The 16,479-nt window shown below is 48.2% G+C and carries 11 protein-coding genes; 10 read left to right on the top strand and 1 reads right to left on the bottom strand.

Translation table 11 applies throughout. The annotated features are described in order from the left end of the window. Positions 1–72: 72 nt before the first annotated feature. The 10 genes from HF638_RS11810 to melA all read left to right on the top strand — a co-directional run bounded on the left by HF638_RS11810 (position 73) and on the right by melA (position 15,668). Positions 73–786 (top strand): response regulator transcription factor, encoded by a 714-nt coding sequence (locus tag HF638_RS11810; RefSeq protein WP_036606313.1) that lies wholly within the window; start codon positions 73–75, stop codon positions 784–786. Then, positions 783–2,249 carry a sensor histidine kinase gene (locus HF638_RS11805; RefSeq protein WP_169480362.1) on the top strand — a complete coding sequence of 489 codons (1,467 nt, stop codon included), beginning with the start codon at positions 783–785 and terminating at the stop codon, positions 2,247–2,249. The genes HF638_RS11810 and HF638_RS11805 overlap by 4 nt, the downstream gene beginning before the upstream one ends. Continuing rightward, positions 2,246–3,409 (top strand): hypothetical protein, encoded by a 1,164-nt coding sequence (locus HF638_RS11800; protein ID WP_169480361.1) that lies wholly within the window; start codon positions 2,246–2,248, stop codon positions 3,407–3,409. Before HF638_RS11805 ends, HF638_RS11800 begins: the two co-directional genes overlap by 4 nt. A 218-nt stretch (positions 3,410–3,627) precedes the next feature. Beyond that, positions 3,628–4,311: an ABC transporter ATP-binding protein gene (locus HF638_RS11795; protein WP_169480360.1), complete on the top strand. Its 684-nt coding sequence runs from the start codon at positions 3,628–3,630 to the stop codon at positions 4,309–4,311. 18 nt (positions 4,312–4,329) lie between these two features. Beyond that, on the top strand, positions 4,330–5,700 hold the full coding sequence (locus HF638_RS11790) for an FtsX-like permease family protein (protein ID WP_169480359.1): 1,371 nt from the start codon (positions 4,330–4,332) through the stop codon (positions 5,698–5,700). A gap of 28 nt (positions 5,701–5,728) precedes the next feature. Beyond that, on the top strand, positions 5,729–6,805 hold the full coding sequence (locus HF638_RS11785) for an efflux RND transporter periplasmic adaptor subunit (protein WP_169480358.1): 1,077 nt from the start codon (positions 5,729–5,731) through the stop codon (positions 6,803–6,805). A gap of 523 nt (positions 6,806–7,328) precedes the next feature. Beyond that, positions 7,329–9,773: a glycoside hydrolase family 6 protein gene (locus HF638_RS11780; RefSeq protein WP_211175599.1), complete on the top strand. Its 2,445-nt coding sequence runs from the start codon at positions 7,329–7,331 to the stop codon at positions 9,771–9,773. 535 nt (positions 9,774–10,308) lie between these two features. Further along, positions 10,309–12,645, top strand: a complete 2,337-nt coding sequence (locus HF638_RS11775; RefSeq protein ID WP_169480433.1) for a rhamnogalacturonan lyase — start codon at positions 10,309–10,311, stop codon at positions 12,643–12,645. A 315-nt stretch (positions 12,646–12,960) separates the two neighbouring features. Beyond that, positions 12,961–13,974, top strand: a complete 1,014-nt coding sequence (locus HF638_RS11770; RefSeq protein WP_169480357.1) for an AraC family transcriptional regulator — start codon at positions 12,961–12,963, stop codon at positions 13,972–13,974. A 188-nt stretch (positions 13,975–14,162) separates the two neighbouring features. After that, positions 14,163–15,668, top strand: a complete 1,506-nt coding sequence (melA, locus tag HF638_RS11765; protein ID WP_169480356.1) for an alpha-glucosidase/alpha-galactosidase — start codon at positions 14,163–14,165, stop codon at positions 15,666–15,668. A 123-nt stretch (positions 15,669–15,791) separates the two neighbouring features. Here melA and HF638_RS11760 read toward each other — a convergent pair whose 3' ends face one another. Beyond that, positions 15,792–16,208: a hypothetical protein gene (locus tag HF638_RS11760; RefSeq protein WP_169480355.1), complete on the bottom strand. Its 417-nt coding sequence runs from the start codon at positions 16,206–16,208 to the stop codon at positions 15,792–15,794. Positions 16,209–16,479: the final 271 nt, after the last annotated feature.

Here is a 16,479-nt window from a genome sequence, read left to right as displayed (position 1 = left end):
TTCAAGCATGCGGCTTGAGATACAAAATATAGGCAGATGAAATTCATAGAGCAGGGAGATTACGAGAGTATCATGAGACAAAAAGAGATTTTAATTATTGAGGACGAGGAGTCCATTCGCGATATTTTGTCCTATTCGTTACGTAAAGAAGGATTTGAGATCAAGGAAGCAGCTACGGGTAAAGAAGGTCTGGATCTGCTTCGGGATTCGAAGCCGGATCTGATCCTGCTAGATCTGATGCTGCCTGATATGAGCGGTTTTGATGTGTGCAGACAACTATCTGTGAATTCCAAGATACCCGTCATCATGATCACCGCCAAGTCGGATATGTTGGATAAGGTACTTGGCATGGAACTGGGGGCGGATGACTATATCACGAAGCCTTTTGATATCCGTGAGGTGGTTGCGCGCATTCGGGCGATTTTTCGCCGGATTGACCTCATCAGTGAGACGCTGGAGAATCAATCCTATGAGGTGGTAAGGCTCGGCAAACATATTGAGATTCGCAAGGATGAACGGGAAGTCTGGAAAGACGGGGAGCGTGCCGGACTCACGAATAAGGAATATGATCTGTTGTTATTTCTCGTGACCCACCATCGTAAGGTGCACACACGTTCTGAGCTGCTGGACAAGGTATGGGGATTTGATTTTGCAGGGGATACCCGAACGGTGGACATTCATGTACAACGGATTCGCAAGAAACTGGATAGTGGTGTGCAAGGCATTTCGATGATTGAAACGGTATTCGGTGTAGGGTACAAGTTGAATATTCAGGTACAGACATGAAGTGGACGATCCAGTTCAAAATGGTGGTGTTATTCTCGGTCATCGTCTTTATCGGATTCTCCGTTCTGCTAATTCTGTCCAATAAGGTGGCACAGGAGAATATGTACCGGGAAGTGCATGAGGATATGGTGCAATCGAAAAGAAATCTGGACATCGCGCTGAATCAGTACTTCCTGATTCATAACAAACGTATGAACAGGGAATCGCTCGAAGCAGGAAGCCGCGAGCTTGCAGAGCAGATTGGTTCAGCCGTTGGCGGGGAGATTACAGTATTTCGTCCTGACGCTTCTTCATACGGATCGGTTGGCAACGAGGTTAACGTTGCTAAGCGGTCTGACCAACCTGATGTTCAGGAAGCCAGACAATCCCGGATCGCGTACACCACAGTCGTGGACAAGGGCCAGGTCACGGCCAGTCTGTCCTTCCCGCTCAAGATGGATCAACAATTGATTGGAATCGTGCAGATGGAGAAGGATTACACGGACTTGTTCAAACGCAACCTTCGCTTTCAAAATACGATCAAACTATTTGCAGCGGTTATTTTCGTGTTTGTATTTATCGCATCCATCTTTATTTCCCGGAAAATTACACAACCCATCCGTGTACTCACGAAACGTTCTGCGGAAGTGGCCCAGGGAAGTCTGAATGCAGACATTCAGATTACCACCAAGGATGAGATCGGTGAATTGGCTTCAAGCTTCACCGTCATGATTGATCGGGTACGGGAACAGATTGATGTGATTGAGCGAGAGCGGGACGAAGTGAAACAAGTGCAGGCGCGAAGCAAAGTCTTTTTTGACAATGTGACGCATGAATTGAAGACACCGCTAACGACGATTCTGGGGTACGCCCAGATTTTGCGGGATAACGGATTCACCGATCAGGACTTTTTTGACAAAGGCATGAATTATATTATCAAGGAAAGCCAGCGTCTCAACACGATGGTTGCGGATATTCTGGAGGTCTCGGTCTCGTCAGCGGTTATTCAGGCGTACCGATTCGAACGTATCGATGTATCCGATATTATTCGTGAAGCTTGCGAGGACATGTCGATTAAGGCGAGCAAGTACAATATAGGCATTCACTATGAACTGGAGGAACATCAGTATCTGCAGGGAGATCGGGACAAGCTGAAAGAGGTCTTCCTCAACGTCTTGGATAACTCGGTTAAGTACAGTGATGTGAACTCCATCATCGAAGTACAATCCTTCCGGTTAGGTGATTCCATCGTTATTGTGATCCGTGATCAGGGGGAAGGAATTGGTGCTGAAGCACTCCAGCATGTATTTGAACCCTTTTACCAGGATAAAGGAATCAACAGGGCCGAGAAAGGCAGTGCCGGGCTGGGTCTGTCTATTGTGAAGAACATCGTTGAGCGTCATGGAGGAACAGTGGAGATGAAGAGTATCATGCGGGAAGGGACACAAGTAAATATTAGTCTTCCGGGGGAAATGAACGCATGAGACATCCTGGATTTTGGCGTAAAAACCGCGACAGATTGATGCTGTCAGGGCTGTTGATCGCATTTGTCAGCGGAATTTTCGGGATTGGCAGCCTGTTCAGTATCGGAAATCTCAAGCCTAGAACGGTGATCTTGCCCAGTGAGCAATTCAATAACCGTCTGGCACCACCACCGAGCAGTACAATTCAGATCGAGTCGGCTACCAAGATTCCAAATGACTTCGCGATCTTTGATTTTGAAGTGGTAGACCGGAACACGATTATATTGAATCAACTGGAATCTTCGTATTCAAGCCTTCAGCTGTCTCTCCTGCATCTGGATGATAATGAAGTGAAGAGTATTGCGAGTAATACGGAATATGGTGTAGCGATTAGTCCGGATCACAAGAAGATCATTTACTCCCAGTACCGGTCGGGTCAGGCGCAGAAGACGACATATGAGTATGTGATTGAGAGCGGGGAACGTCGCAAGCTTCCGAGCGACAACTCGTATTACAGAGTGTTTGTAGGGGACGAAACCTATATCGGTCAGGATGATCTTTTATTCAAACAGGTTGATCTGAGCAAGGGGACGAGTCAAGTCATCTACACGTATGATGAGCTGATGGGCATGTTCACAGGACCAAGACAAGGGAAAGGTTCGAATGATACGTTTATCGTGATGGATGTGTTGCAGGTCAGTGAAGATCAGAAACAGTTTTATATGCTGGTGATGCTGAAAGACAATTATGCCATCTATCGTGTATCACTTGAGGACGAGCATGAAGTGAAGGCGTATGCTGCAATGGAAGACATTCAACAATTCAAGTTGCTGAAAAATGGAGACATGCTCATCCAGGGAACGCTGAATAAGGTACAGGGGCTGTATCGGTATCGTGCAGCGCAGGAACAGTATGATCTGGTATTACAAGGTTCCATCTGGAACTTTGATCTGAATGAAGATGAATCGCGAATCGCTTACTTTTATCCAATGGATATTCAGAATCAGAAGAATGAGTTGCATATTGCCTACCTGAATGACAGCGAGCTTTCGTCGGATACGGTGATCTACCGTAATATTGATAACTTCATCAATCTGAAATGGAATGACGATGATCTATTTGCAGTGGGCAGCACCATGGATAAAAGTGAGATGTACCGTTTTAGCTTCAGAGCCTGGTAAGCTGCGAAAAGTATACGAATATAAGACCTTGGTCTGGATAGAGCTGGCGATAGCTACTCTGCGGACAAGGTCTTTTTGTTATGACATTTTACAAGTTGGATACAACTCCGGCCAGCCCGGATACATCTCCATCCTATAATAAAAGGGAATGTGCTACGCGAATCTTTACGTAACAACCTCTGTACATATTTAGCAAGTAGAAAGGAAGACATGTAGTAATGCTTCAAGTTGAACAATTATCCCACTCGTTCCGCAATGGCCAAGGAACCGTGCCGGTGCTTCAGGATATCAACCTGACGATTGGAGAAGGCAAGATGGTAGCCCTGCTGGGCAGTTCTGGTTCAGGCAAGTCCACACTGCTGAATCTGATGGCGGGGCTGATGAAACCGGATCACGGCAAGATTCTAATTGCAGGACAAGATATTGTACGTTTCAGTGAAAATCGCTTGGCGGAGTTCAGGCGCAGTCACATCGGGTTTATTTTCCAATCCTATGAGCTGCTGTCTAACCTTACAATCCGGGAAAATGTAGAGTTACCCTTGGTGTTTATGGGCATAAGCCCTTCGAAACGCAAAGCAAAAGCATTGAAGCTGCTGGAACAGGTTGGACTGGGTGAAAAAGCAAACTTGTTCCCGTCCCAGTTGTCGGGCGGTCAACAACAACGTGTCAGTATTGCACGCTCGCTCATTACCGAACCCTCGGTGATCTTTGCCGATGAGCCTACCGGGAATCTGGATACCGAGACGGAGGAAGAGATTATTGCGATTTTGCAGCAGCTTAACCGGGATATGAATACAACCTTCGTCATTGTGACACATGAAGCAGAGGTCGCGGAGCAGATGCAGGTCGTGCTTACCCTGCAACATGGAATACTGGTCGAAGAGACCGTAAGGGAAGTTTGAGGCAAAGGGAGAGGGATTGTGAGAATACGGGATATAGCACGTATGGCCTGGGGACAGATCATTCGCAGAAAGATGGTCACACTGCTATGTATGATGGGGCTGTCCATTGGTTCTGCCGCCATGATCATTGCACTTAGCGTGGGGCAGTCCGTACAGACCTATAGCGAGAGAACATTGAACGACAATTACAAGATGGATGAAATTACAATTACGCCTAATGAAGGCATTCGTACTGGCAACGGCAAGGGGAGCGGTCAGACATCGAAGTTTGAACGGGGGGCGCTGACGTTGGAAAAAATTCAGATTATCCAAAGACTTCCCCATGTGGTTGCCGTGGCTCCCATGTTAAAGCTGGATTCGCTTGAAATGGTGCTTCCAGATGGTCGCAGCACGTATGTTGAGGTCATCGGTACCCAACTGGAGACCCTGAGCGGGTTTGGATACAAGTATGCTGAGGGACGAGGGGCAGAGGATGGTCGTATGGCGGTGACCAGTTATGGGGCTGCATTTGGACTCGTGGACCCCAAAGTAACTCAGAAGTTATTCGAGCAGTTGAATGCTGATCCATATAACAATGAGCTTTTGCAGCAGTATACGGAAATGTCAGCGAAGCAGGATCAGCTGGTTCAGCAGCTGGTTCAGTTTCGATATGAAGATTATGCGAATGCGAGCAAAACCAAAATGAGTGGCTCTATACGCGTGTCTGGAGAGTTGATGAAGCCTTCCAACATGGATGAGATGAGTGCTCAAAACGATAAAAAGGTATATCTGCCGCTCGATACAGCTCGTGCATTGCAGGATGAGCTTGGATTACAGCAGGCCGACAGCAGTGCGGCCAAGCATCTTAACTCGGCTCTGGTCAAGGTTGAAGACAAACGTTATGTATCCCAGGTGGAAGAACAGATTAAAAAGCTAACGTTGAATACACAGAGTAATCTGTTCCAGGAGGAAGCGATGGCAGGCCAACTGGCGATGTACCAAAAAGCAGCATTAGGGATCGGTGGTTTTATTATGCTGCTGGCCTCGTTGTCCATTATTGTGGCAATGATCATGTCTACGCATCAGCGGCGTAAACAAATCGGTGTGATGAAGGTGCTGGGTGCAAATCTGTGGCAGATCCGCCAGATGTTTATTACGGAAGCAGCGATGCTTGGGTTAATGGGTGGCGTGGCTGGTGTAGGGATTGCCTTTGCTGCCCTCGGCGGGGTGAACAGTCTGCTGGCGAGTCAGATGGCAAATCAGGTCAATGGCCCGATGACCGTGGCTATTCAGCAGTCTGCTTTGCCGCTCGGCATTGTGTTTGCTGTGCTGGTCGGTATTGTATCGGGTATATATCCGGCAATCAGCGCATCCCGAACCAATGCATTAACTGTGATCAAATCGATGTAATTTTATCAGCGAAAGGGAAATTGGGCACATGAAGAAATGGATTAAAATTATCATCACCGTTGTACTTTTGGCAGGTGTGGGGTACTGGCTGTATGAAAAGTACAAGCCAAAACCGGAGGCACCTATCGAGATTCCGCCCCCGATTACCTTTGATGTGACACAGGAAACGATGACGCAAACGATTCAGGTGAAGGGGAAATCCGTATATACCGATCAGACCGATATATTTGCTCCATATGCTTCCAACATCAAGAAATGGCACGTGAAAAGTGGTGAGCAGGTGAACAAAGGCGATGTTCTGTATACTCTCGACACGTCCGCGTTACAAACGGAAGTAGAGCAGTTGCAGAGCGATCTGGAGAAAGCTCAACTGGAAAATAAGATGAATCAGGTTAGCCTGGATCAGGCGAATATGAGTGAGTCGCTTGGCGTGACGGAAGAGGAACGCAAGAAGGCATTTGCAGATCGGGAAGGCAAACGTCTAACAAATGAGTTGAATCAAAAAGCGCTGGTCCTCAAGGAAAAGGAGATACAGAAAAAGCAGGCAGTGATGAACAAGTCCGTTGTGTATGCTTCCACTTCCGGTATATTTCAGATGAATGAAGAGGACAGCAAGACACGTGCGGTGACGGAAGGACAGCTCATAGGGTCCATTACGAACATCGGCAAACTTAAATTCATGACAATTGTTGGTGAGGAAGAAATGTTCAGACTTAAGGTGGGAATGCCAGTCAAGGTGCGAATGACGGCGCAGAAAGACCTGGAATTCACCGGGAAGGTGAGTAAGGTGTCCAAATTCGCCCGCAAGAGTACCGATACGGACCTTAAACAAGCTTCCCAGTTTGACGTGGTCATTGATCTGAAGCCGGATGCCAGAATGTATGGAGGCGTGAGTCTGGAAGGCGATATCGAGACAACGCGGAAGGATAAAGTGACCGTTGTGTCCAGCTTGGCGATTATGCGGGATCAGACCGAACCTTATGTCCTGTTAGACAAAGGGAACGGACAGACAGAGCCACTGACCATCCAGGCTGGAATGGAGTCGGGGGACAAGACGGAAGTGGTTAGCGGATTAAAACCGGGAGATATCGTCGTTCTGCCCTAGACGAACGGTCGATTCGACCTTGATCAACACGAGGTTCATTGTGGCAGAATGCCAGGATGAGCCTTTTGTGTGCTTTGTGGCAAGGGATGTCCAGATTCCTGCCTGTTTTATGGAAAAAAATATAAATAAATTTATATAATTCAATTTACAGTAATATTTACATGTCGTATAATCAGAACATAAGAAGGAGGTGAACACCGAACATCATGATTGTAGATGGTAGGCGAAGGCCTTTTTTTAAACCACTTAAAGAAAGCGCTTTCCGAAATGGGATGTTACAGATCCCGCAATCCTTTTTCACACTTCTTCATGTCTAACACACGTTCAACCACACCCACCACATCATACTCACATGGTTCGACCCCACACACGATTTGCTCACTCACGGTTCCAGCTACACAACCATTACTTTTGGAGGTGATACAACCAACTCATCCGAACGTTCTCTTCGTGCTAAGCATCTTAATGACACAGAGGATCAGACATGAGTACAACCCAATCTAACTAAAGGAAAGGTGGAACTATGAAGACTAAATTGAAAACCAAATCGAGAGGTAAGAAGATCCTGCGCAAAGGTGTAAAGCAAATAATGGCAGCAACGCTGCTCGCGGCGGGGATTTTCCCAGGATTGTCTCCAGGCTTGACTCAGGCGGCTGAAGCACATGTGGATAATCCATTTGTAGGGGCAACCGCCTATCTGAACCAGGATTACTCAGCTCTCGTCGATACGTCCATTGCGCTGACCAATGATGCATCGCTGAAGGCGAAGATGGAGACGGTCAAATCGTATCCAACGTCAGTGTGGATTGACCGCATTGCTGCGATCTATGGCGGCCCGGACAACGCTGGTCGTAAAAGCGTAGAGCAACATCTCGATGCCGTTCTTGCCCAAAAGAAACCTGGTACGCCAATAACCGCTTCATTTGTAGTCTATAACTTGCCCGGCCGGGATTGCCATGCACTCGCATCGAATGGTGAACTTCCACTAACACAGGCTGCGCTACAGACGTACAAAACAGATTACATTGATGTGATCGCAGATATCTTCGCAGATCCGAAATATCAGGATATTCGCATTGTGGCGATTATTGAGCCGGACAGTCTGCCTAACCTTGTGACTAACCTGAGTACTCCAGCTTGTGCGCAAGCCAGCTCAACAGGCATCTATGAAGATGGGGTTAAGTATGCACTGGACAAGCTGCATGCCATTCCTAATGTGTACAACTACCTGGATATCGGCCACTCTGGCTGGCTTGGATGGGACAACAATCGTACCGCTGCGATTGCCCTGTACACTGACGTAGTAAATGATACAGCGGCAGGTCTGCAAAGTGCAGATGGTTTTATCACCAACACTGCCAATACGACGCCTACCCATGAACCGAATCTGCCTAATCCGGATCTGAATATCGGTGGACAACCGATTCGATCTTCCGATTATTATGAATGGAACCCGTACTTTGACGAGACGGATTTCACTGCAGCACTCTATTCCGGATTTGTACAAGCCGGATGGCCGAGCAGCACGGGCTTCCTGATTGATACCAGCCGTAATGGATGGGGCGGGGTGAATCGTCCAACATCAGCAACAGGAAGTAATATCAATGCCTATGTGAATTCTGGACGGGTTGATAAACGGGATCATCGTGGCAACTGGTGTAACAACAGTGGGGCAGGTATTGGTGAAGCACCTAAGGCTGCACCGGGACCCGCACATCTGGACGCTTATGTATGGGTGAAACCTCCGGGTGAATCCGATGGCTCCAGCTCGGAAATTCCGAACAATGAAGGTAAAGGTTTCGACCGGATGTGTGATCCGACCTTCACAACTCGGGATGGCGTATTAACAGGTGCACTGGCGAATGCTCCGGTATCCGGTCACTGGTTCCATGATCAATTCGTGACATTGGTGAAGAACTCATTCCCTGTCCTGCCTGCAAGTAACGGTGGAGGGAATCCTCCGGGCGGAACAACGGCTCCAGCAGCACCAGCGGCATTGACGGCTTCTGCTGGTAATGCTCAAGTCTCCTTGACGTGGACTGCTTCCGCGGGAGCAACAAGTTATAGTGTGAAGCGAGCACTCAGTGCATCAGGTCCATTCACAACGATTGCTGCCAATGTAAGTGGTACATCTTACAGCAACGCTGGCCTGATCAATGGCACAACTTACTATTATGTGGTAACAGCAACGAATGCAGTAGGTGAAAGTGTTAACTCTGCAACAGCAACGGCTACGCCGGTTGCAGGTGTAACGGCACCAGCTGCACCGACTGCTCTTACAGCAACAGCAGGCAATGCTCAGGTGAGCCTGACGTGGACTGCATCTGCAGGTGCGACAAGCTATAATGTGAAACGTGCGCTGAGTGCATCCGGTCCGTTCACAACAGTCGCTGCGAATGTGAGTGGTACATCCTACACGAACACGGCCCTGACGAACGGAACAACGTATCATTATGTGGTAAGTGCAGTGAATACAGCAGGGCAAAGTGCCAATTCCGCTGTAGCTTCCGCGACACCTCAAAGTGTCGTTGTGCCGACCAGTGATCTTGTTTTGCAATACCGTGCGGGAGATACCAATGCGCTGGATAGTCAGATCAAACCGTATTTCAACATCAAAAACCTGGGCAGTACTGCTGTGAATCTGAGTGACTTGAAGATCCGTTATTACTTCTCCAAAGAAGGATCGGCTGCGATGGATTCTGCCATCGATTATGCTCAAGTTGGCGGAGCCAATATCCAGCGTACCTTCACAGACTCCTATGTGGAGCTGAGCTTCACATCTGGCGCTGGCAGCATTCAGGCTGGTGGACAGACTGGAGACATCCAGCTTCGTATGTACAAAACGGACTGGTCCAACTTTGACGAGACTAATGACTACTCCTTCGATCCAACGAAAACATCCTATCAGGATTGGAATAAGGTAACACTCCACCAAGGTGGAAACCTGGTATGGGGTATTGAGCCTTAAAATTTACTCGTAATTGTCTTAACCGCAATCCTCCGTGTGTTAGAGGATTGCGGTTTTTTTTGCTATTCATTACAAGAGTCATTTCGAAATGAAGTTCTTGACCAACTGAGGGACGTAGTGGAGGGGACGAAATCGATTCTGTAAGCACTTATTTTCCAAATGACTCCTAATAACACTGATTATTGATCGTTTTGGTCGGATATTTGCCTAGGGTCTGGCAGGCAGGATGTCTATAATAGAACCCGATGGGCGGGATCACTTCGCTCGGATTGGAAAGAGAATGGAAGGGGGACCGCACTCTGGTAGTCGGGCAAGCTGATTTCTCTTTTTTAATATTGTAAGCGTAATCATTATAGGCGATTCTCGTCCTTTGAAGAAGATCTGTGTGGATTATCGAACGTTCAATCATCATTAAAGTGTATATGCGTCACCTATTCTGTCTCAAGGAGCGTGAAGGTGGATGAACTCAGAAACAACAGCGCCGGTACATAAACGATCGGCTTCAGGTCGGCAATCAGGACGCAGGAAGGCACGTATGCCACTTGCAGCCAAGGTGCTCTCTTCAGCACTCAGTGTAGCTTTGCTTGTTGGGGGAACAGCGGGGGTTATCGGAGCAGAAGCTTCGAACGGAAATAGTACCACGGAGTCCAGCCTGCAATCACATAAGGGGGGCAGTCACGTGAAAGAGATTCAACTGGAATATCTGGATCGCGGTCTGGTGGCTGCTTCGACATCTGAAGGTGTTTTTCTCAGCTGGAGATTGCTCGGTGACGAGGCAACAGGGTATAGCGACAAAGGGCTGACAGGTACGGACTTCAACGTCTATCGTGATGGCAAAAAGATCGCTACTGTCACCGACAGTACCAACTATGTAGATGCCGCGGGCAAATCGTCTTCCCGTTATGAAGTGGCAGCGGTCAACAAGAAGGGCAAGGAGAGCAAACGCAGTGTATCCGTCAAACCTTGGGCGAACGGGTATGTGGACATTCCACTGCAAAAACCCGCCGATGGTGTGACCCCTGCGGGAGAAGCTTATACGTATTCCGCCAATGACATGAGCGTAGGTGATGTAGACGGGGATGGCCAGTATGAGTTTTTCGTGAAGTGGGACCCATCTAACGCCAAGGACGTATCGCAAAAAGGATACACCGGTAAAACCTACATTGATGCTTACACCTTGGATGGACAATTGCTGTACCGGATTGATCTTGGGGTCAATATCCGGGCAGGTGCTCATTATACACAGATGCTCGTTTACGATTTTGATGGGGATGGCAAGGCCGAGATGATGTTCAAGACCGCTCCGGGCACGAAGATTATCAAATATAACAAAAAAGGAAAGGTGACCTCCGAGAAGTACATCACGCTTCCGAAGCAGGATCGCAAGGCAGGGTATTCGAACGAAGATGATTATCGCTTGAGTGCGGATGGTTACTACGATCACGTGGTGGATATGTTCAGGAACTGGCATAAGCATGACGAGGTTGTGAAGGGGAACTGGCCTGCAACATTGGAAGAGGCTTTTGGAATTGAGAAAAAATATAACTATCCATTATCTCAGCAGGATGCCGAGAGTCTGGCCGACTACTTTATTGATGTATATGCGGTAGAACGCAGCAACCGAAATGAGCTTCGCAAGTTCGAAGGTTTTATCGTGGATGGTCCTGAGTATGTTACGGTATTTGAAGGCAAATCAGGCAAAGAGCTGGAGACCATTCCATATGAACCCGAGCGTCATGATGATGGTCTGATGTGGGGCGATTATGCCATGGCACGGATTGAACCGGGGAATCGGGTGGACCGTTTCCTGGCAGGCGTGGCGTATCTGGACGGCAAGAAACCGTCTGCAATCTTTGCACGCGGATACTATACACGTTCAACGATGGTTGCCTACAACTGGGACGGCAAGAAGCTGAAAAAGGAATGGAAAGTGGACAGCGGCTGGACGCCGATGAAGAACCCATTCAATGACGGACCGCACGGCGTGGATGGTACAGATCCGCAGTACGGCTCCATTACAACTCAGGGTGCGCACTATTTCAGTGTGGCGGATGTGGATGGAGATGGCAAACAGGAGATTATCTATGGCTCCGCTACGATTGATCATGATGGCAGCGTGCTGTACAGCTCCACAGACCTGATGCCTGCCGAGAGTGCTGCACCGGGAACCATTGCCCGTCTGGGTCATGGGGACGCACTTCATGTGGCAGATATCGACCCGGATCGTCCGGGACTTGAGATTTTCATGGTTCACGAGGGTGGTCCGTGGGCGCCATATGGCTATTCCCTGCGTGATGCGAAGACCGGAGAAGTGATCTATGGCGGATACACGGGGAAAGATACCGGACGCGGCATGGTGGGTGATGTTGATCCGACTCGCCGTGGGCTGGAGACATGGGCTGTAGGATTATGGACAGCGACTGGTGAGAAAATCAGTGATCAGGCACCGGGCACGAATATGAATATCCGCTGGGCTGGCGATATGACGACACAGATCGTAGATGGTGCCATCGACGTCACGCCTACAATCAAAGACTGGAATCGTGGCACGCTGCTGACGGCAACAGGCACACTGACCAACAATCACACCAAAGGTACACCTTCTCTCGTAGCTGATATCTTCGGGGATTGGCGAGAAGAGATGTTGGTAAGAACCACTGACAGCTCAGCGATCCGCATCTATCTCAGTACAGAGAAAACGGACCGCAAGTTGTACACGCTGATGCATGATGCGATGTATCGTGTGGGCATTGCCGGACAGAACAGTGGATATAACCAGCCTTCCTATCCGTCCTTCTACATGGCATCGGATATTGACTGGTCAAAAGTAACGCTGCCTAAGTTCTACACGCCAGGTAAGGGCGGAAAGTAAGCAGGCCGGAGTAATAATAACTGCTAGCAATAGCAACATAATATGTGTTCAAAATCAGGCTGTAACGTAACGCAGCGTCGTTAGTTTTAAGCGTTGTTATCGAAGCTTGGAAGCTCTGGAATCCCCATGTGTCTCGGCACATAGAGGGTTCAGAGCTTTTTTACATAAGGATCTGAGTGATTTGTGGATAGCACTTGGCGATTTCCCAACCACCCATGTTACGTCATTCTTTTACATCCAGTTTATATTCAACCTATAGAATTGCTACAATGGAGAAAAGTGAGGATCGATCGTTGTAGGAATGGAGGCATGGATATGAGCATCACGAATCGCTGGACAGGAAGCCTGTATCAAGAGACATTGCGAAAAGAGGATTGCGGGCCGCGTTTCTACGCGTACTATTACAAGCAATGGGACAACTACCGTATGTCCTATCACCAACATGATTCCACGGAGATCATGTATATTATTTCTGGAATGTGCCGGGTGGATGTGCAGATGTCGGATGGGAGTTCGGAGCAGGCGATTTTGAAAAAAGGGCAGTTCATTATGCTAGATGCAGGTGTCCCGCACCGTTTGCTGGTGGAAGATGGTGTCCCTTGCCGGATGCTCAATGTGGAGTTTGGATTCTCAGGCTCACCTTCTGGACAGCTATCGATCCGTCAGCTCGCGTTGGAAGAGGAGGAAGTCCATACTCTACTCACTAATGCATCGCCATATCTGGTACTGCCTGACCCGGAAGAAGTGTATCACATTATGAAAAGTCTGGTGCTGGAACTCGATCAGCGGGGTCTGCTGGAGCAAGGAAGATCGAACATGCCAATGAAGATCATTCCGCCAGAGGAAAGGTTGCAGCACCGCGAAGCCCGGAATCTAACGTCCCCGGAACAGGGCATGCTGGTGCGTACATTGTTCATCCAGTTGCTGGTCCGTGTTGCACGTCTGCGCGGAGAAATGAGCCGAAGTGCATCAGATCAGGCGGAGCTGTATGTCAAACGAACCATTGAATTCATGCATCACAATATGGATCGTAACATTCAGATGAAGGATATCGCGGCAGCCGTCAATCTGCATCCGGGCTATTTACATCGCATTTTTCGTCAGCACACGAAGCGGACACCGACCGACTATCTGACTATGGTTCGCATGGAGAAGGCCAAGATGCTGCTTCAGCAGACGAATATCCCGATTTCGGAGATCTCCGACTATGTCGGAGTAGGCAGTCGTCAGTATTTTCATATGTTGTTTAAAAAATATACAGGTCGTACGCCGGTTGAATTTCGCTCTTCTATGGAACGACATGTCAGTCAGTACCCGTCCGATGAATGAGCCGATTGCAGTTATTTCGAATACAACTGGATTACTGGAGCTAGTGCGTAAAAGTTAGGATTTTTGACAACAAGATCTTGAACAGGTCATGATTTTGATAACGCTTCCCCTTTTTCCGTTGGTACAATGATTTCATGAAGAGAGTCATTAACCGAAGCGAAAGATTCGGATTAGGGGAGGACATAGGCATGTCGTTTAAAGTGGCGTTTATTGGGGCAGGAAGTATCGGATTTACACGGGGATTGCTGCGGGATTTGCTCACGGTACCGGAGTTTAACAACATTGAAATTGCGTTCTGCGATATTAGCCAGCACAATCTGGACATGGTGACTGAGCTGTGTCAGCGGGATATCCGTGAGAATGGATTGAATATTCAGATTCAGCCGACAACAGATCGTAAAGAAGCGTTGAAAGATGCGAAGTATGTACTGTGTACGATTCGTGTTGGGGGACTGGAAGCATTTGCAACCGATGTGGATATTCCACTGAAGTATGGGGTAGATCAATGTGTCGGCGATACGCTGTGTGCAGGCGGCATTATGTATGGACAACGGGGAATCGCCGAGATGCTGGATATCTGTAAAGATATTCGTGAACAGAGCGCACCCGACGTGCTGCTCTTGAACTATTCCAATCCGATGGCGATGCTCACATGGGCTTGCAACAAGTACGGCGGTGTGCGGACGATCGGACTGTGTCATGGTGTACAGCATGGTCATCATCAGATTGCGGAAGCTTTTGGATTGAAAAAGAGTGAAGTGGATATTATCTGTGCCGGCATCAACCATCAGACCTGGTACATTCAGGCTTCTCATGAGGGCAAAGACCTTACAGGTGATCTGCTCGAAGCCTTCGAGAAACATCCCGAGTACAGCCGCACTGAGAAAGTGCGGATCGATATGCTGCGCCGCTTCGGATACTACAGCACGGAATCGAATGGTCATCTGAGTGAATATGTGCCGTGGTACCGCAAACGTCCAGAAGAGATCAACGACTGGATTGACCTCGGCAACTGGATCAACGGAGAGACGGGTGGATATTTGCGTGTGTGTACCGAGGGGCGCAACTGGTTTGAGACTGATTTTCCAAACTGGATGAAGGATGAACCGATGCAATTTATTCCGGAAAAACGGGGCGAGGAGCACGGTTCGTATATTATTGAAGGGCTGGAGACGGGACGTGTCTATCGTGGACATTTCAATACCGTTAATAATGGGGTAATCTCCAACCTGCCGGATGATGCGATTATTGAAGCACCGGGGTATGTGGATCGCAACGGCATCTCCATGCCACATGTAGGCGATCTGCCACTCGGTCCGGCTGCCGTGTGTAATGTGAGTATTTCCGTGCAACGGCTCGCGGTTGAAGCAGCAGTGAACGGAGACGATAAATTACTTCGTCAGGCGTTCATGATGGACCCGCTCGTGGGTGCCGTATGTAATCCGAAAGAAATCTGGCAGATGGTCGACGAGATGCTAGTTGCACAGGCCCAGTGGTTGCCGCAGTACGGGGATGCGATTGCTGCCGCAGAAGCAAGACTTGCTGCTGGCGACCTGATTCCAACAAAGGAATATGAGGGCGCCGCGCGTCTCAAGGTGAAAACCGTTGAAGAGATGCAGCAGGATCGCGATGCTGCCAACAAAAACGCGGGTGAATCCGATAAAGGGAAAGATCGCGAGAAAGTGCAGCAATAGATGGAGGCAGGATGTACAACAACGAAATATAAACGATATGAAAATTAAGATAAACGAATAAGAAATATAAAGAGTAAACGGGGCCCTCTCCAGTATTGGAGGGGCCCTTGTTTGGTTCTATTTTTACTCAACGACACGAACCACAAACGTAAAAGAAGTATCTCCTAGACTGATCTGTGAATCTTGAGGTGAAGTCCAGCGGACAAATGCTCCGTAATAATGTATCCCTGGTTCCTTGGGAAGTTGGAAGGTCCCATCCGTAGAAGTAATGGATTGATTGCGGTTGTCCACATATTCAGAAATACTTATCTCATCAGGGGGGATATCTATACCCATGTCTATGAATAAATCCTCACCGACAAGAACTTGGACTGGACTGTTGTCTTCAAAATTTAGGCTAGCGTAATCAGCGCAGGTGCCTCCCCAGCAATAACTGCCCTGTATAGCAGGAATAGAGATGCCGCTTTCGCTCTGAATAGTTGGCGTAGGCAGTTTCTGAGGTAAGTTGGGCTCCGGTTGCTGAATCTGTTTTGATCCCATTTTGATTTCCTTTGTACTATTACTTGGAGTAGGATTACAGCCGGATAATATCAGCGAAGTTGTAAGGAGTACCAGTTAAGTAAATATTTTCATATTATTGAAGAATTTTATTTTATCCACCTCCCTAATATCTTCCAGACGAAAAGCAAGAGAGGAATGTTGCTAATCAATGATTGGGTAGGGATTTGAAGGAGCTACAGGAACTTAATTGGGAATTTTTAAATACGCGAGAAGCTGGTGGAATCGGCACAAGTGAAAGAGGCTTTTTCAC

Origin of the sequence: Paenibacillus sp. SZ31, from assembly GCF_012912005.1 — a bacterium.
Taxonomy (GTDB): domain Bacteria; phylum Bacillota; class Bacilli; order Paenibacillales; family Paenibacillaceae; genus Paenibacillus.
This window is presented reverse-complemented; position numbering and strand designations above follow the sequence as displayed.